The organism is Companilactobacillus jidongensis, assembly GCF_003946575.1.
Lineage (GTDB): Bacteria > Bacillota > Bacilli > Lactobacillales > Lactobacillaceae > Companilactobacillus > Companilactobacillus jidongensis.
This window is the reverse complement of record NZ_RHOP01000001.1, coordinates 89,297-108,191: the sequence shown is the minus strand read 5'-3', so window position 1 is coordinate 108,191 and position 18,895 is coordinate 89,297. Positions and strand designations below refer to the sequence as shown.

19 protein-coding genes are annotated in these 18,895 nt (G+C 37.2%); all 19 read left to right on the top strand.

All coding sequences use genetic code 11. From position 1 onward, the window contains the following. Nucleotides 1-70: 70 nt before the first annotated feature. On the top strand, nucleotides 71-226 hold the full coding sequence (locus EKM68_RS13650; RefSeq protein WP_225422935.1) for a hypothetical protein: 156 nt from the start codon (nucleotides 71-73) through the stop codon (nucleotides 224-226). A gap of 135 nt (nucleotides 227-361) precedes the next feature. After that, on the top strand, nucleotides 362-1,393 hold the full coding sequence (locus EKM68_RS13785; RefSeq protein ID WP_125587711.1) for a glucosaminidase domain-containing protein: 1,032 nt from the start codon (nucleotides 362-364) through the stop codon (nucleotides 1,391-1,393). A 236-nt stretch (nucleotides 1,394-1,629) separates the two neighbouring features. Further along, the gene (locus EKM68_RS00470; protein ID WP_125587710.1) at nucleotides 1,630-2,607 is read left to right on the top strand and encodes a glycoside hydrolase family 73 protein; all 978 of its coding nucleotides are present in this window, start codon (nucleotides 1,630-1,632) and stop codon (nucleotides 2,605-2,607) included. Nucleotides 2,608-2,738: 131 nt separating this feature from the next. Continuing rightward, on the top strand, nucleotides 2,739-3,614 hold the full coding sequence (locus EKM68_RS00465; protein WP_125587709.1) for a phosphate ABC transporter substrate-binding protein PstS family protein: 876 nt from the start codon (nucleotides 2,739-2,741) through the stop codon (nucleotides 3,612-3,614). A 1-nt stretch (nucleotide 3,615) separates the two neighbouring features. Next, on the top strand, nucleotides 3,616-4,536 hold the full coding sequence (gene pstC, locus EKM68_RS00460; protein ID WP_125587708.1) for a phosphate ABC transporter permease subunit PstC: 921 nt from the start codon (nucleotides 3,616-3,618) through the stop codon (nucleotides 4,534-4,536). Further along, entirely contained in the window at nucleotides 4,536-5,423 is an 888-nt protein-coding gene (gene pstA / locus EKM68_RS00455) for a phosphate ABC transporter permease PstA (RefSeq protein ID WP_125587707.1), read from the top strand. The genes pstC and pstA overlap by 1 nt, the downstream gene beginning before the upstream one ends. A gap of 4 nt (nucleotides 5,424-5,427) precedes the next feature. Continuing rightward, entirely contained in the window at nucleotides 5,428-6,234 is an 807-nt protein-coding gene (pstB, locus tag EKM68_RS00450) for a phosphate ABC transporter ATP-binding protein PstB (RefSeq protein ID WP_125587706.1), read from the top strand. 11 nt (nucleotides 6,235-6,245) lie between these two features. After that, nucleotides 6,246-7,004 carry a phosphate ABC transporter ATP-binding protein PstB gene (pstB, locus tag EKM68_RS00445; RefSeq protein WP_125587705.1) on the top strand — a complete coding sequence of 253 codons (759 nt, stop codon included), beginning with the start codon at nucleotides 6,246-6,248 and terminating at the stop codon, nucleotides 7,002-7,004. 11 nt (nucleotides 7,005-7,015) lie between these two features. Next, nucleotides 7,016-7,693, top strand: a complete 678-nt coding sequence (gene phoU / locus EKM68_RS00440; RefSeq protein WP_125587704.1) for a phosphate signaling complex protein PhoU — start codon at nucleotides 7,016-7,018, stop codon at nucleotides 7,691-7,693. A 64-nt stretch (nucleotides 7,694-7,757) separates the two neighbouring features. Beyond that, entirely contained in the window at nucleotides 7,758-8,051 is a 294-nt protein-coding gene (locus EKM68_RS00435; protein ID WP_125587703.1) for a PspC domain-containing protein, read from the top strand. Then, entirely contained in the window at nucleotides 8,048-8,413 is a 366-nt protein-coding gene (locus EKM68_RS00430; RefSeq protein WP_125587702.1) for a phage holin family protein, read from the top strand. The genes EKM68_RS00435 and EKM68_RS00430 overlap by 4 nt, the downstream gene beginning before the upstream one ends. Nucleotides 8,414-8,533: 120 nt before the next feature. Next, nucleotides 8,534-9,484 carry an HPr(Ser) kinase/phosphatase gene (gene hprK / locus EKM68_RS00425; protein ID WP_125587701.1) on the top strand — a complete coding sequence of 317 codons (951 nt, stop codon included), beginning with the start codon at nucleotides 8,534-8,536 and terminating at the stop codon, nucleotides 9,482-9,484. Further along, a complete protein-coding gene (gene lgt / locus EKM68_RS00420; protein ID WP_125587700.1) occupies nucleotides 9,481-10,296 on the top strand; it encodes a prolipoprotein diacylglyceryl transferase in 816 nt (271 codons plus the stop codon). Before hprK ends, lgt begins: the two co-directional genes overlap by 4 nt. Before the next feature lie 98 nt (nucleotides 10,297-10,394). Then, nucleotides 10,395-11,330 (top strand): thioredoxin-disulfide reductase, encoded by a 936-nt coding sequence (trxB, locus tag EKM68_RS00415; protein WP_125587699.1) that lies wholly within the window; start codon nucleotides 10,395-10,397, stop codon nucleotides 11,328-11,330. A gap of 142 nt (nucleotides 11,331-11,472) precedes the next feature. Further along, a complete protein-coding gene (locus EKM68_RS00410; protein ID WP_125587698.1) occupies nucleotides 11,473-11,724 on the top strand; it encodes a helix-turn-helix domain-containing protein in 252 nt (83 codons plus the stop codon). A 119-nt stretch (nucleotides 11,725-11,843) separates the two neighbouring features. Next, nucleotides 11,844-13,562 (top strand): phospho-sugar mutase, encoded by a 1,719-nt coding sequence (locus EKM68_RS00405; RefSeq protein WP_125587697.1) that lies wholly within the window; start codon nucleotides 11,844-11,846, stop codon nucleotides 13,560-13,562. A 111-nt stretch (nucleotides 13,563-13,673) separates the two neighbouring features. After that, nucleotides 13,674-16,202, top strand: a complete 2,529-nt coding sequence (locus EKM68_RS00400) for a SpaA isopeptide-forming pilin-related protein (RefSeq protein WP_125587696.1) — start codon at nucleotides 13,674-13,676, stop codon at nucleotides 16,200-16,202. 98 nt (nucleotides 16,203-16,300) lie between these two features. After that, complete coding sequence (locus EKM68_RS00395; protein ID WP_125587695.1) at nucleotides 16,301-17,590, top strand: alkaline phosphatase family protein; 1,290 nt, start codon at nucleotides 16,301-16,303, stop codon at nucleotides 17,588-17,590. Continuing rightward, nucleotides 17,587-18,831 (top strand): MFS transporter, encoded by a 1,245-nt coding sequence (locus EKM68_RS00390; RefSeq protein WP_125587694.1) that lies wholly within the window; start codon nucleotides 17,587-17,589, stop codon nucleotides 18,829-18,831. Before EKM68_RS00395 ends, EKM68_RS00390 begins: the two co-directional genes overlap by 4 nt. Nucleotides 18,832-18,895 lie beyond the last annotated feature (64 nt).

Sequence of the window (18,895 nt, the reverse complement as noted above, 5' to 3'; positions counted from 1 at the left end):
CAATGGTTCAACGACCCCAAGTGCCAATGTTCTTCGTGTTAATAATTCTAATGGTGATTATGTTCCGATCATGGCGTTAAAAGATGATGGAACATTTACTCCTGTTAGAAATCGTGCGTTGATGAATAATACTGATTGGCAAACTGATAAGACCAAAGAAGTAAATGGTCTTACATATCGTCGTGTTGCTACAAACGAATGGGTCGATACTACATACGTTATTTAATATTATAGGTCGAGAGAAATCTCGGCTTTTTGTTTGCAATTGTTTAATTTTTATTTATAAAACTTCCAAATCGTTGAATGTATATTTTTCGAATAGTAACCTGTGAAATAGATAACGTTATTTAGGGGGGTATATATGAATAAAAAAGTGCTGTTAACTAGTGTTGCGGTCTTGAATACTGTTGCGGCGGTTGCTGCTCCAACTGTTGCTTCAGCTGCAAGCATTACTAATCAAACTACAACACAACAAACTTCAGACAAAACTAGTGATACCAATGTTATTGCTGGTCCTGAAGTTAAGAAGGCTGATCCTACGATTGCTCATTCGGCTGTTGTTCAGGCAAGTTCAGCAGATCCACTTCAACCAACTATTGTTGAATCATCAAGTAATTATGTATCACCAGCACAACAGCAAGCATTCTTAGCTCAAGCTGTTCCAATGGCCCAACAAGCTGCAGCTAAGTATAATGTTTATGCATCTGTCATGCTTGCTCAAGCTATTATTGAAAGTGCATGGGGTAGTTCAGATTTAGCAACAATGGGTAATAATTTGTTTGGTATGAAGGGTGATTACAACGGTTCATCCATCAATCTTCCAACTGCTGAGTGGAGTGCCTCACAGGGGTATTACTATATTAACGCTGCTTTTAGAAAGTATCCAAGTTTGTACGAATCATTCGCTGACAACGGTGATAAAATTCGTAACGGCGTTGCATGGGATGCAAAGTATTATAGTGGTGCTTGGAAAGAAAATACTTCATCATATCAAGATGCTACTGCTTGGTTGCAGGGTAGATACGCTACTGAACCAACATATGCAGCTATTTTGAACAATATGATCCAAATTTATAATTTAACTCAGTATGATAATGGTCAAACTTCAGCACCTGATGTTACACCAGATAATTCTAATACTGATACAAATACTGATACAAATGCTGAAACAAATGGTAGTTCAAATGATGATTCTACTACAGGAACAGTGACTGTTAATGCTACACCATATGCACGTATCAGCGATAATAATGGTAAGGCAATTAAGAATCGTGCTTTGATGACGAATACTGATTGGTATTTTAATAAGAAATCAACACATGCTGACGGATCAGTTTGGTATCATGTTGCTACAAACGAGTGGGTCAATGCTAACGACATTACTCAAAAATAATTAATTTTGGAATAATTTTAAAAAATCACTTTCTGAAAAGAAAAGTGATTTTTTTATTTTTTTAAGAGAAAGGCAATAAAACCTTAATAAATTCTTAAAAAGTGTACTCATTTACTCACAATGTTGCAGAAATATTACACAATATTTAGTTTCTGTTACAGAACGGAGGATTCATTGAAAATACGTTTTCAAGATAGTAATCTAATACATAGATATTATATAGGGGGATTCCTTAAATGAATAAAAAAGTGCTGTTAACAAGCGTTGCCGTTCTCAACACACTAGCTGCCGTCGCTGCACCAACGGTTGCTTCCGCTGCCACGGACACTACTAGTGTTCCGGATTCTACAGAACAAGTAAGTAACACAACTCAAGATAATAAAGATACTAATGTAATCGCCGGATCAGATGTTTCAAAGGTCGATACAACTGTTGCACATTCAGCTGCAGTTCAAACACAAACATCAACAAAGGCTGTTGTTCAAGCAACAAGTAGTGGCGTTACAGCTGCTCAACAACAAGCATTCTTAGCTGAAGCTGTTCCAATGGCTCAACAAGCTGCTGCAAAGTATAATCTTTATGCTTCTGTTATGTTAGCTCAAGCTATCCTTGAAAGTGCTTGGGGTACATCAACTCTAGCTACTCAAGGTCATAACTTATTTGGTATTAAGGGTGACTATAACGGTGCTTATGTCTCAATGCCAACATCCGAGTGGAGTGCATCACAAGGCTGGTATACAATCTATGCTAACTTCAGACAATATCCAAGTTACTATGAATCATTCTTAGATAATGGTGATAAGTTACGTAACGGTGTTTCATGGAACTCAAGTTATTACTCAGGTACATGGAAAGAAAATGCTGCTTCATATACTGATGCTACCGCATGGCTACAAGGCAGATATGCAACTGCTCCTAACTATGCTTCATCATTGAACAGTTTGATTTCAACATACAATTTAACTCAATATGATGGAACTGCTGAAACAAACAGTGGTGCTGATAATGATGCAACTACAGGAACAGTTCGTACAACAACTTCACCATATGCTAGAATTTATGATAATGATGGTAACCTTGTTAAGAACCGTGCTTTAATGACAAATACTGATTGGTACTATAACAAGACTAAGACTGACTCAAATGGTACTGTTTGGTATCATGTTGCTACAACAGAATGGGTTAGTGCTAATGACAGTTATGTCATAAAATAATTTATAAAAATTTCAATTAGCTATCGATTAATTCGATAGCTTTTTTTTATGATTTTTTTTGTAATTTAAGCCATTTTTATACAAAAAATATACATTGGTATATTACTATTGAATGGATAGAGGTGAGGATATTGAAAAAAAGACTTGTTGCATTATTTGCTGTAATGCTTTCTGCAATTTTTGTGTTATCTGGTTGTTCTGGGAGTAGCAATCAGAAGACTATCACAGCTGTTGGATCCTCAGCAGCACAACCTTTGGTTGAACTTGCAGGTGAAGAATTCTCAAAGGACAATCCTAATGAGTACGTCAATGTTCAGGGTGGAGGAACAGGTACTGGATTGAGCCAGATACAACAGGGTGCCGTAAATATTGGTAACTCTGATCTTTATGCTGAACAAAAAGATAATATCGACGCTAGCAAATTAGTCGATCATCGAATTGCGGCAGTAGGAATGGTTCCAATCGTTAATAAGGATGTCAAAGTTGACTCTTTAACGATCAAACAATTACGACAAATCTTTTCTGGTCAAGTAACTAATTGGAAACAAGTTGGTGGACAAGACTTGAAGATTACTATCATCAACCGTGCTGATGGAAGTGGTACTAGATCAGCTTTTGAAGATGATGTTATGGGCAATGCACAATTTGCCAGTTCTCAAGAACAGGATTCAAGTGGAATGGTACGCCAAATTGTCTACAATACTAACGGTGCCATCAGTTACTTAGCCATGCCTTATTTGAATAGCACTGTTAAGATTCTTAAGGTAAACAATGTTGAACCAACAATTAAGAACATCGAGAATAACACTTGGACTATCTGGTCATATGAACATCTATATACTAAGGGTGAACCTACTGGTATGACTAAGAAATTTTTGGAATATATCATGACTGATAAGATTCAAAATCAAGTTGTTAAGAAGTTACAATACGTTCCAATCAAGAACATGCAATATCAAAAAGACTATAAGGGTAATGTGACACCCGTTTCAAAGGGGGCAAAGTAATATGAAAGATCCAATTAGAGAGAGTTTAACCAAAAAATCAGTTTCAGCTAAGCGTGAGACTCGAGGAAAAATAATTTCATTTAGTTTCACCGCTGTTATCGTAATTTTAGTTGTAACGATTATTGGATTTGTTGCTTCCCGTGGGTTGATCATTTTTATCAAGGATGGAGTTAATCCTATTAACTTTTTGACTCATTCTGTTTGGGCTCCAAGTAAATTGGACAGTGCAGGTCATCCAATTGTTGGTGCTGCCCCAATGATTGTAGGATCCTTTGCAGTTACTTTGATTGCAGCCTTGATTGGTACACCGTTTGCAATTGCGGCTGCTCTGTTCATGACTGAGATTTCACCTAAGTGGGGTCGTAAGGTTTTACAACCGGTAATTGAATTACTAGTTGGTATTCCTTCAGTTGTTTATGGATTCATCGGTTTAACTATTGTTGTGCCGTTTGTAAGGAAAATTGCAGGTGGTAGTGGTTTTGGTATTTTAGCCGGATCATTTGTTCTATTTGTTATGATCTTACCAACAATTACTTCAATGTCAGTTGATGCTCTAAAGGCCGTGCCTAGGTATTATCGTGAAGCTTCACTTGCCTTAGGAGCAACGCGCTGGCAAACAATTCACAAAGTAATCTTGCGTGCAGCAACACCTGGTATTTTGACAGCCGTAGTCTTTGGTATGTCACGTGCGTTCGGTGAGGCACTGGCAGTACAAATGGTTATTGGTAATGCTATGCTGTTACCAAATAATTTAGTATCACCATCGTCGACATTAACCAGTGTTTTAACAATGAATATGGGTAATACAATTATGGGGTCAACACCTAATAATGCGTTATGGTCATTAGCATTACTATTGCTTCTTATGTCATTGCTATTTAATTTTGTTATTAGATTGATTGCGAAGAGAGGTAAGATGTAATGTTCAATGAAAAAGTAAAAGATAAAATTGCAACTGGTACTATTTATGTAATGTCCGGCATTATTGTCTTAATTCTCGCGGGCCTGTTACTCTATATTCTCGGTAGTGGTTTACGTTACGTTAATTGGCATTTTTTAACATCAGGATCAAAAGCTTTTCAGGCTGGTAGTGGTGTTGGAATTCAATTGTTTAACTCGTTCTTTCTATTGATACTATCAATGTTGATTTCAATTCCAATTTCAATTTCGGCTGGTATTTATTTATCTGAATATGCTGGTAAGAACAAATTGGTTGAGGTTATCAGAATCTCAATTGAAGTATTGAGTTCATTACCCTCGATCGTTGTCGGTTTGTTTGGATTTTTGATTTTCGTAATTAGTTTTAAATTTGGATTTTCTATTTTGTCAGGTGCTTTGACTTTGACAGTGTTCAACTTGCCTATCTTGACTCGCAATGTCGAAGATTCCTTGAGATCAGTATCCCAGTCACAACGTGAGGCAGGACTAGCCCTTGGATTATCAAAATGGGAAACAGTTATCCATGTTATCATCCCTGATGGTCTGCCCGGTATTATTACTGGTATGATCATTGGTGCTGGTAGAGTCTTTGGTGAGGCAGCTGCCTTGATTTATACAGCCGGTCAAAGTGCCCCACCGCTTGACTTTACTAATTTCAATATCTTCAGTATCACTAGTCCATTGAACTTGATGCGTCCAGCCGAAACATTGGCTGTTCATATTTGGAAAGTAAATTCTGAAGGTCTTATCCCTGATGCTGTACAAGTATCAGCTGGAGCTTCGGCAGTCTTGATTATCGCTGTACTACTATTCAATTTATTATCAAGATATATCGGTAATTTGGTTTATAAGAAAATGACAGGAGAGTAATTTTATGGACATACAAAGTGAAGAACAATTTATCCATCATTTAGATGAAAAAGACCATGAAATTGCCATGTCGACCAAAGATTTGCAGGTGTTCTATGGTGAAAAGGAAGCTATGCACAAGGCTAGCCTGCAATTTGAACGGTATAAGATCACATCTTTGATCGGTGCCTCTGGTTCTGGTAAATCAACTTTCTTGCGGTCTTTGAATCGGATGAACGATAATGTACCTGGAGCAACTGTTAAGGGTCAGATTATGTATCGTGGTCTAGATATTAACAAGAATGATGTAGATATTTACGAAACAAGAAAGCATATTGGGATGGTATTTCAGCGTCCCAATCCTTTTGCAAAGTCGATTTATGACAATATAACTTTTGCTCTTAAACGTCATGGATTACATGATAAGAAAAAATTAAATGAGATTGTTGAAACAACTTTGAAGCAGGCTTCACTTTGGGATCAAGTAAAAGATGATCTCAATAAGAGCGCAATGGCATTATCTGGTGGACAACAGCAACGTTTATGTATTGCACGGGCAATTGCGATGAAGCCAGACATCTTATTAATGGATGAACCTGCCAGTGCTCTGGATCCGATTTCGACTTCAAATATTGAAGAAACAATGCTCAATTTGAAAGACCAGTTTACGATCATCATCGTTACACACAATATGCAACAAGCAGCTAGAATTAGTGATTACACAGCGTTTTTCCATATGGGACGCGTTATTGAATTCAACGAAACTAGAAAAATCTTCACTCGTCCGAAAATTAAGACGACTGAAGATTATGTTTCAGGACACTTTGGGTAGGAGGCTCCACCTTGGCAGAAAAAATTTTAACATCTTCAGATGTGCATTTGTTTTATGGAAAAAAAGAAGCACTGAAAGGTATCAATCTTGATTTTAATAAAAATGAGATTACTGCTTTAATCGGACCTTCGGGTTGCGGTAAGTCAACTTATCTTCGTTGCTTAAACCGAATGAACGATTTAATACCTAATGTAACAATTACTGGAACTATCTCATTAGATGGGAAAAATATTTACGCACCTAACATTGATACGGTAGAATTAAGGAAGCAAGTCGGTATGGTATTTCAACAACCGAATCCTTTTCCGTTCTCTGTTTATGATAATGTAATCTATGGACTACGCTTAGCGGGTGTGAAGGATAAGGCCGTTTTGGATGAAGCAGTTGAAACAAGTTTACAAAACGCTGCTGTTTGGGATGATGTCAAAGACAAATTGCATCAAAGTGCTTTGTCATTATCCGGCGGACAACAACAAAGAGTTTGTATTGCCAGAGTTTTGGCAGTAAAACCTGATATAATTTTGTTAGACGAACCAACCTCTGCACTTGATCCAATTTCATCAGCAAAAGTTGAAGATACGATGCTTAACTTGCGTGAGGATTATACTATTATTACCGTTACACATAATATGCAGCAAGCTTCAAGAATTTCTGATAGAACTGCATTCTTCTTAAACGGAGAATTGATTGAAGCTGACAAAACAAGAAATATTTTCTTAAATCCAAAAGAAAAACAAACTGAAGATTATATCTCAGGAAAATTCGGATAGGGGGCAAAGATATGCGTAGTACTTTTGAAGAACAACTTAATGATTTGCACTTACGATTCTCAGAAATGGGGATGATGGCCAGTGAGGCTATCATGAAATCTGTTAAAGCTTATATCAATCACGATAAAGCACTAGCTAAAGAAGTTATTGAAAAGGATGTCTATATTAACAGGCGTGAAATGAATCTCGAGAAGAATTCATTCGAGATGATTGCATTACAACAACCTGTTACATCAGATTTGCGTATGATCGTCACAGTTCTGAAGGCTAGTTCTGACCTTGAACGTATGGGTGATCATGCGGTAAGTATTGCTCAGGAAACAATTAGAGTTAAGGGAAAGACACGTATTCCTGAAATTGAAAAATTGATCAGTGAAATGGGCGATATGAGTACAAGTATCGTTGAAGATTCATTGGAAGCTTACCTAAAAAAAGATGGCGGCATGGCTGAAGAAGTTGCCAAACGCGATATTGAAATCGACGGTAAGAGTAAGATGATCAATGAATTGTGTATCAAAGATATGCAAAAGACGGCTGACAACGTCTTAAGTGGTTCATCATATATGCTAGTTGCTAGCTATCTTGAACGTGTTGGGGATTATGCAACTAACATCTGTGAATGGGTAGTTTACCTTAATAGCGGCCACGTGATTGAATTAAATCGTAAGCACATGGCTGACGAAGATTAAGTTGTTGGTTGAAATTATCACAACTATGTTGTATATTTTTCAGACAAAGTTGAGGTGATATTTCTTGAAAAATAGTTTTACAAGATCTAGTACCAATAGAATGCTGGCCGGAGTTTGCGGTGGGTTAGGTGAACATTTTGGAGTAGACTCAACTTGGATAAGATTGGGCTTAGTTTTTATTACTCCATTCACATATTTCTTAACCATTCCAGCATATATTATTGCGGTTTATCTCATGCCTGAGAAACGCAATATCCAACGAACAGATTTTGATAAATCATACAATCCATATAATCGAATCAACAATAGAATTCGTAAGATAAATAATACGAAGGAGCGGAGTGATAAAAACAAATGAGACTTTTAATCAAAATGGCGATTTACACTGTACTATTTTTAGCAATAGCAAAATTATTACCAGGTATGTTCTATGTAAATAGTTTAGGAACAGCTGTTCTGGCTAGTTTTGTTTTGATAGTTTTGAATTGGACAGTCAAACCAATTTTGCATATTATTTCCCTTCCAATCACGTTTATAACTTTCGGGTTATTCTCATTCGTGATCAGTGCTATTACTTTGGAAATAACATCATCATTGATGGGACCATCGACTTTCTATTTCAGTAGTTTTGGTGCTGCCATTGTTGTTGCTATCATTTTGGCAATTTGTAATTCGATTATTAGTAATTATGCATCAAATAATTTTAATAAACGTGTTTAGATTTAAATAGACGTGTCTAACTGACGCGTCTTTTTTGATTTCTTGATTCAGCTCAATTCTTTTATCATCATTAAAATGATAGAATTAAAGTTAAGAATAAAAATTAGTGAGGGTTGCGTTATGACAAGTTTTGTTACGGTATCTGAATTAGTTAAAGAAAATAACCTAAAAGTTTATGGTGGTAAGGAACTTCTAGATAGCAAAAGGGTAACGACAAGTGATATTTCACGTCCTGGGATCGAGCTAACTGGATATTTTGATTACTATCCAAGTGAACGTATTCAATTGTTTGGACAAACTGAATCCGCTTATTCACATTCTATGACGGCAAACAATCGTTACAAGGTAATGCTAGAAATCTGCCGAGAAGATACTCCAGCTTTGTTGATATCGCGTGATATCAAGCCAAGTAAGGAATTATTGCGTGCTGCAGTTGAACATAAAGTCCCAGTAATTGGTTCAGAATTACCTACAACAAGATTGTCTAGTATGGTGACGGAGTATCTCGATCAGCGTTTAGCACCTAGAGAGTCGATACATGGTGTATTAGTTGATGTCTACGGTATCGGTATCTTACTAACTGGACATTCAGGCATTGGTAAGAGTGAAACCGCTTTGGAACTAGTTAAGAGAGGTCACCGCTTGATTGCAGATGATCGTGTCGATGTGTATCAACAAGATGAAAAAACAATTGTTGGTGAAGCACCTAAAATTTTGAATCACTTACTAGAAATTCGTGGCATCGGTATTATTGATGTAATGAACTTGTTTGGTGCTGGTGCTGTTCGTTCAGAAAGTAAAATATCTTTGATTATCAATTTGGAAGATTGGGCACCAGATAAGAATTATGATCGACTGGGTTCAATGGAAGACAACCGTCCAATTTTTGATGTTCAAGTTCCACAAATAACGGTACCTGTAAAAGTCGGTCGTAATATTTCTATTATTATTGAAGTTGCTGCAATGAACTTCCGTGCTAAAAAAATGGGTTATGATGCGACTAAGAAGTTTGAAGAGAATCTCGGTTCATTGATCAAGGAAAATACTGAAAATGAAGAGGGTAAGAAATGAGCTTATTAGCTTTAAATCCCATCGCCTTTAATTTAGGTGGTTTAGAGATTCATTGGTATGGAATTATTATTGCTATGGGAGCTTTAGTCGGAGTCATAATGGCAATGTCTGAAGCAAAAAAACGTGGCATCGATCCAGACAATATTTTGGATTTAGTTTTATGGGGAGTTCCCATTGGACTTGTCGGTGCACGGTTGTATTATGTAGTATTTGAATTGCCATTTTACATGGCTAATCCTGGTGAAATAATCAAGATTTGGCACGGTGGAATTGCCATATATGGTGGATTGATCGCCGCTGGTATTGTTTTGTATGTACTATGTAAGAAGCGCGGTATTTCAGTCTGGTTGATGTTAGATATTGCGGCACCGTCCGTATTATTAGGTCAAATTGTTGGTCGCTGGGGTAATTTCATGAACCAAGAAGCCTTTGGTGCAAAGACGAATTTAAGCTTTTTGCAATCATTACATTTACCACGTTTTGTGATCGAACAGATGTATATCAATGGCTCATATCGTCAACCGACATTTTTGTATGAATCATTTTTCAATTTGATTGGTTTAATAATTATTTTGGCTATTCGTCATCGTAAGCAGTTACTTAAACAAGGGGAAGTCTTCTTATCATATTTAATCTGGTATCCTACAGTTAGATTCTTTGTAGAGGGGATGAGAACCGACAGTCTTTATATCATGCCTGGCATTCGAGTTTCACAAGTCTTGTCAGTATTACTATTAATTGCGGCTGTAAGCCTCTTTATCTATCGAAGACGAAATGTTTTTAAGTTGCCATGGTATGTTGAGGCAAAATAATGGATATTTATTTTTAAAATGGTAAGATTTTAAAAGTTGATACAGATAAGCACGTATGTTTGCTTGTCTGCGGAATTACGCAAGAGGAGGTACTATTAATGAAAACATATGACGTAGTAGTCATTGGTGCTGGACCTGGTGGTTTAACTGCTGCTCTATACGCATCAAGAGCTAACTTATCAGTAATGATTCTTGACCGTGGGATTTACGGTGGTCAAATGAACAACACTGCTGAAATCGAAAATTATCCTGGATTTGATTCTATCTTAGGACCAGATTTGAGTGAGAAGATGTATAATTCATCAACTCGTTTTGGTGCAGATTTCGGTTATGGCGCTGTTGAATCAGTGGAAGACAAAGGAACTACTAAGATTGTTCATACTGATGATGGTGATTATGAAGCAAAAGTTGTAATTATTGCCACAGGATCACAATATAAGAAGATCGGTGTACCTGGTGAGGAACAACTCTCAGGACGCGGAGTTTCATACTGTGCCGTATGTGATGGTGCTTTCTTCAAAGGCAAGGATGTCGCTGTTATTGGTGGTGGAGACTCGGCTGTTGAAGAGGGAATTTATTTAACTCAATTAGCTAGTTCAGTTACAATTATTCACCGTCGTGATCAATTACGTGCACAAAAGATTCTTCAAGATCGTGCTTTTAAGAATGATAAGATTAAGTTTGTATGGAATGCTGATGTCAAAGAAATCGTTGAAAAAGACGGTAAAGTTGGCGGTGTTCGTTATATTGATAAGGAAACTGGCGACGAACATGTTGTTCCTGCTAGTGGTGCTTTTATCTATGTTGGTATTGAACCAATGACAGAACCCTTTAAGAGCCTAGGCGTTCTTGATGAGAATGGTTGGATCGATACAACTACTCACATGGAAACAAAAGTTCCTGGTGTTTATGCTATCGGGGATGTACGTAAGAAAGACTTACGTCAAATCGCCACAGCTGTTGGAGAAGGTGGAATTGCTGGACAAGAAGCATTCAACTATATCCAAACATTAGGTGACAAAGTTACAGCTTAATAACGCTAATTAGAGTGGACATGGTCCACTCTTTTTTTATATCCAGATTTATTAAAATATTTTTGCTAAAATTGACTTCACTTTTAACCTGTTTAAACATATAATATATTATGAATTAAAGATAAGGATTGGAGTGTTTTATATGCGCGAATTTATAAATGAGAGTAATCAGGTATATCAAGATTCTGAGATGAACATTCACACTAATTTAAAATTACTCCGTCAAAAATATGGAGTAACTCAAAAACAAGTTGCTGAAGTTTTACATATTGATGTGACAACACTCTCTCACTATGAAACAGGGATTCGAGTACCTGATATCGAAACCTTAATTAGACTAGCAGATTACTATGGAACCACGGTCAACTGCATAATAAGTTGTGAAGCAATTTAGACAAAATAACTCGTTATTACAGTAGCGGGTTATTTTTATATTGTTTTTAAGTTCTGTTTAACTTTTATTGTTATAATAAAAACGTGTAAGTACTTACAAATTAGTAGGAGGACAGTTTAATGTCTTGGCAAGAAACAGTGAAACAATGGCTAGATTATAAGGAACTAGATCCTGAATTAAAATCTCAATTAAATGAATTACAAAAAAATTCTGATGCATGTGAGGAAGCATTTTATACACCAATGGAATTTGGTACCGCTGGAATGCGTGGATTGATTGGACCCGGAATTAACTGCATGAACATTTATACTGTTCGTCAAGCTGCTGAAGGTTTGGCATCGTTCATGGATACACTTGATGACGATAAAAAGTCACAAGGTGTTGCCATCAGTTATGATTCACGTTATCACTCACAGGATTTCGCATATGAATCAGCTAAAGTTCTCGGCGCTCATGGCATTCATAGTTATGTCTTCGATAGCTTGCGTCCAACTCCAGAATTATCGTTTGCAGTTAGAAGTATTCCTACGTATGCCGGAATTATGATCACTGCAAGTCATAATCCTAAACAATATAATGGATTCAAAATCTACGGTCCAGATGGTGGACAAATGCCACCTGCAGAATCAGATAATATTACTAGTTTTGCACGCAAAGCTAATGACTTGTTTGCAATCCAAATTAAGTCAGTTCAAGAATTACGTGCTGATAAACTGTTGACATTGATCGGTGAAGATATCGATTTGAACTATTTGGATAAACTAGATACAGTCGTCGTAAATCATGACTTGATTAAGGAAGTCGGTAATAAGATGAACTTCGTCTATACACCACTTCATGGTACAGGTAAGATGATTGCTCCAAGAATTTTCCAAAAACTTGGCTTTGAAAACTTCTCAATGGTAACTGAACAAGCTATTCTTGATCCTGAATTTGAAACAACACCATTTCCTAATCCTGAATTTGCTCAAACCTTTGATTTGGCAATCGAAAAGGGTAAGAAAATCGGTGCTAATATCTTGATTGCGACTGATCCAGATGCTGATAGATTGGGTGCCGCCGTTCGTCAGCCAGATGGCTCATACAAGTTGATGACAGGTAACCAAATCGCCTCAGTTCTATTGAACTATTTATTGAATGCTAAAAAGGAACTCGGAACATTGCCAGCTAATGGTGCAGTTGTTAAATCAATCGTTTCATCAGAATTAGCTACGGCAATTGCTAATAAATATGGCGTTAAAATGTACGATGTTCTAACTGGATTTAAATATATCGCTGAAAAAATTCAAAACTTTGAAGATACTGGTAGTCATGAATTCTTATTCGGATTTGAAGAGAGTTATGGATATCTAGTTAAACCATTTGTTCGTGATAAAGATGCTATGCAATCAACTATTTTGTTGGCTGAAGCCGCTGCTTACTATGAATCAAAGGGCAAGACTATCTATGATGCTTTGGAAGACTTATATGCTGAATACGGATACTATCGTGAGAAGACTATCTCGAAGACATTCGAAGGAATTTCCGGTAAAGATAGAATGAAAGCTATCATGAAACAATTCCGTGAAGAAGGTATCAAAGATATCAATAACGTCAAAGTTGTTGAATCACTTGATTACTTGAGTCAAACTGATAAGACTGCCGATGGTACTAAAGAAACAGGCTTACCAAAGGCTGATGCATTGAAGTTTATCTTGGAAGATGGTACATGGGTGGCAATTCGTCCATCAGGTACCGAACCAAAGATGAAATTCTATATTGGAATCACCAGTGATAGTGATGACCATGCAGCCACTAAGTTAGATGGTTTTGCTAAGGTTGTTGAGAGCTGGGAATAATATTAAGAAATGTTAAAAAAGTAGAGATCATCATTAAGATGACCTCTACTTTTTAAATTTTATCTATATAATGCGATATAATTATATTTATGGTAATTAGGGGGAATTATTATGAATTTGATTACAAGGAACAAAAAAATATCAGCAATTCTGTTGCTGTTTGTCTTTGGCATGTCCTTGTTAGCTAATTTTTTTGCTACAAGTACTACTAGTTATGCACAAACGCTTCAAACTTTAAGTAGTAGTGATGCAAAAATCATTGCAGGTGACGGAACGGATGTTACTAACATTAAAGATTTATCAAGATATACTTATCTAAAGGTTAATTTTGATTGGAGCGTTCCTAATGGGACGACAATCAATGATGGAGATACAATAACTTTTGAATTACCATCCAATGTTGATGCTCAATTCAGCAATGGTGTTGGACAACCATATACCATAGATGTTATGAATGGTGCGGTAAAAGTTGGTGAAGCAACTATCCCGTACAATTCTCATGAGGGAACCATTACCTTTAATGGTAAACTCGCTAATTTCAATACAGGTGTGAGTGGGACATTGACATTGAATGCTAAGGGAGCCATAGATTCTTCTGGAACAGGTGGTTCTGGATCTGGTGGTGGTGATGATGGAGTTTATTCTGCCAAGACTGGCTGGATAGACCGTGATACAAGTACGGGAGTCAATGTTACTGGACTTCCGCAACAATTGTATTGGAATATTGTTTTGAATCCACACAGTTATACTGTGACTAACCAATCACTTACTGATAATGTCGCAGATGATCAAAAAATATTAGAAAATACAATGAGTATTACAGCGGGGGACAATAATGAAACTGTCCCTTATACAATTAAGTACAATACTGATGATACAGAATTTACCATAACTTTTGAAAATACTTTGACGAAGAATATTTCGATTACCTATCGGACAGAAATAACAAATCAAGATGATTTAGTACTAAGTGGGGATTATATTTGGAATAATTATGCAATAAGCACGAACGATAATGTAGTTAATTCCGATGGTGACGTGATGACATATGCAATCGGTAGCCAGGCCGCTAATTCTGCTATACCTTTTGGTGGTAGCGCAACTGCAGGCGGACATAATGGGAATGTCACGTTGACTAAAGAGGATACTGATGACACTAGTAAAGTTCTTTCAGGCGCTGTATTTGAATTGTTAAACTCGGAAGGGAAAATTCTGAACAATCATTTAATTACAGATAGTAATGGTAAAATAACTTTGAATTATTTGGATCCCGGGAAGTATTCATTAGAAGAAATAACGGCGCCAGATGGTTACAAAATAGGTACAGATAATATTCAGAATTTTACGATTGCAGATAATCAATCTACAGATCAGAGTTTCACTATGACAGATCCTAAAGCTGACGTTGTAGTTCCTACGGGAAGTGTAACTTTAAACAAAACGGGGTCGGACACCAAGGCAGCACTTGCAGGAGCCACTTTTCAACTTGAAAAGGCCGATGGTACTGCAGTTGGTGATCCACAGACAACCGACGCTAATGGTCAAATAAAAGTAAGCGATTTGGCGTATGGTGATTATCAATTCGTTGAGACGAAAGCACCTGATAATTATGATAAAAATACTACGCCGTTAACTTTCACGATTGACAAAGATACTATTGATCCAACTGTTTCAATGGTTGATGCTAAGGCAACCTCTGGTGGTGGCACAACTGACAGTGGAAGTGTAACGCTAATTAAAACGGGCTCAGATACTAAAAAAGCACTTTCTGGTGCAACCTTTCAGCTTGAAAAGGCAGATGGAACAATTGTTGGCGACTCGCAAACTACTGATTCCAATGGACAGATCACGGTAAATGACCTTGCCTATGGTGATTATCAATTTGTTGAAACGAAAGCACCTGATAATTATAAGAAAGATGCAACACCAATTACCTTTACCGTAGATAAGGTTAATCCTGCTCAGACAGTTAAAATGATTGATACTAGGATAACATCTGGTGGCGGTGGCGGAACAACCACGCCGACGGATTCAACCGGTGGTGTAACTTTGACTAAGCGTGATGCTTCAACTAACGAAGTATTACAAGGTGCAAGATTCAAGTTGCTGGATAGTAAAGGTAGTGAAGTCTCAGGTGACTACATTACAGATGTAAATGGACAATTGAATGTTGCTGGCTTAAAGCCTGGTAAGTATAGTTTTGTTGAAATAACTGCGCCTGAAGGTTATGGACTGAATTCAGAGTCGGTTGAATTCACAATTGTTGCGGATAAGGTTGTTAATGTTTCGATGACTGATGAGGCTACTTCCAAACCAACAACACCTGTAAGTCCATCTAATCCAGGAGTACCAACTGAACCATTGACGCCGTCACAGCCATTTACACCGGGTAATCCCAGGATACCTGACACTTCATTTGATCCGGATCAGCCGTTAATTCCGGCTGTTCCTGGGACTAACGTTGGGACTGATACTTCAGTTCCAACACAAGGAAATGCTACGTCTAGTCAAACCAATGATTCCGGTAAGTTACCGCAAACAGGAGTTGCTGGAAGTAATCTTGAATTATATTTAGGAATTTTTGTTCTTGTACTCGCTGTATCTGGTATGGCATATGAGTATGTGGAAATTAAGAAATAATAAAAATAGACGAAGCGATTCGTCTATTTTTTATTTATATTGGTAAGCGATCACTTACTTGCGTTATAATATCGAATATGAGAGCGAGGGGATTAATTTTGTCAACGAATCAACACATGGTCGTAATTTCATTAGATTCACTTGGATTTAGAGACATTCGCGAACATCAACACGAATTACCAACATTAAATAAATTAGTTAGTGGGGGTACTTGGGTCAAGTCAGTGACTGGTATTTATCCAACACTAACTTATCCATCACATACAACGATAATCACTGGGCAGTATCCAAATGTCCATGGCATTGTCAATAATACTAAAATTCAGCCTGAACGTCGTTCACCGGACTGGTATTGGTATCAGAAGGATGTTAAGTCTACCACGCTGTATGATTTGGCACGTGAAAAAAGGATGAAGACAGCAGCTTTCTTGTGGCCGGTTACAGCTGGAAGTAAGATCAATTATAATTTAGCTGAAATTTTTCCAAATCGAATTTGGACTAATCAAGTTTTAGTCTCACTTAAAGCTAGTTCACCATTGTTCCTGTTAGAGATGAATCACAAATACGGCAAGCTACGTAATGGTATCAAACAGCCACAACTAGATGATTTCATTACTGCGTGTGCAGTCGATACGATTGAGAATAAGAAACCAAATTTGACGTTATTACATTTAGTCGATATGGACAGCATGCGTCATCGTTATGGAGTTCGTTCAGATGAAGCAATGCAGGCCTTGCATCGCTTAGATGCTCACGTTGAACAAGTCATCGAAGCTACTAAGAAGGCCGGGACGTTTTATGATACTAACTTTGTTATCCTAGGTGATCATTATCAAATTAACGTTGATACGATGATTCACTTGAATACTTTGTTTGCTCAAAAAGGTTGGTTAACGCCTAAGCCAGATCAGACTTATGAAAAAAAATGGCGTGTCATGGCTAAGACCTGTGATGGTTCAACTTATATTTATACACAGAACTTTGACGATAAGGATGAATTAGCAGAACTTATCAACAGTGTTGAAGGAGTTGAAACAGTTTATCCACGTTATCGTGCCATTGAACGTGGTGCTGATCCAATGTCTACCTTTATGGTTGAGGCCAAAGAAGGGTACTATTTTACCGATGAAAGTAGTCGCCCTGAAGTAGTTGAAAAAGTTGATCCGAATACATTAGGACAACCTGATCGTTATCATGGTGTTCACGGGTATGATCCTGATAAGCCGGATTATCAAACAACAATAATTTTTAATGGTCCAGCAGTTAATACTGGAAAAACAGTTGAACATGCCAACTTGGTTGATGAAGCACCAACATTTGCACGTTTATTAGGTCTTGAGTTCAAAGATGATCTCGCCGGTAAATGTATCGAAGGAGTTATCAAATGAGATTTAATAAGCAACAATGGAGCTGGATCTTCTATGATTGGGCGAACTCTGGTTATGGAATTATTGTGACGACTGCGGTTCTACCAGTCTATTTCAAGGCGGTTGCTCAAGGTAATGGTGTTAGTGCCGCTAATTCGACCGCTTATTGGGGATATGCTAATAGTTTCGGAACATTACTTGTTTCGATTTTGGCACCGGTACTTGGCGCGCTAGCCGATTATCCCGGTTATAAGAAGCGTATGCTAAATATTTTTGCACTCGTGGGTGTCTTAATGACCTTTGGTTTGAGTGTAGTACCAACAAGTCAGTGGTCATGGCTCTTAGCTGTGTATATCCTGTCAATAATTGGTTATTCAGGTGGAAATCTTTTTTATGATAGTTTCTTGACCGATGTAGCCGATAATGAGGAAATGGATAAGGTTTCCTCGTACGGATATGGATTCGGATATCTGGGTGGAGTACTGGCATTTATTCTGTTTCTAGTTCTACAATTAACTAGTGGATTTGGAATGTTATCGAGTTTTGGCGTTGCTAGATGGAGCTTTGTTTTAGCCGCAATTTGGTGGATAATCTTTTATATTCCACTGATCAAAAATGTTAAACAAGTGTATTCAGTTAAAGCTGATGCACATCCGATCAGCTCTAGTTTTAAACGTGTTTGGACAACTCTCAAGCACATTAAAAAATATAAGAAAGTTGCTTGGTTCTTAGTGGCATATTTCTTCTATATTGACGGTGTAGATACAATTTTTACGATGGCAACATCGATTGGTATGGACATGGGAATAACCACGACGACGTTAATGATCGTCTTGCTAGTGGTTCAATTGGTCGCTTTTCCGTTTTCAATTTTGTACGGCTGGTTAGCTAACAAAACTTCAACTAGAACCGGAATCTTTATTGGAATTATTTTATATTTAGGAATTTGTTTATATGCTTTGAAATTAAATTCTACAATTGATTTTTGGATTTTGGCAGTTTTAGTTGGGACCAGTCAAGGTGGAATTCAAGCCTTGAGTCGTTCGTACTTTGGACGATTGATACCGAAAAAATCAGGTAGTGAATTCTTTGGATTTTATAATATTCTTGGTAAGTTTTCAGCTGTTATGGGTCCGGTGTTAGTTGGTATTGTTACGCAAATGACTGGTAAATCAACTATCGGTGCTGCATCATTAAGCATTCTATTCTTGATAGGTTTGGTTATATTTGCTTACTTGCCAAAACTATCGTCTAATGAGTAAAAACATAGCGAAAGTATGTTCGATATGTTAATATAAAGACACATATTTGTGCCTAACGCAAATT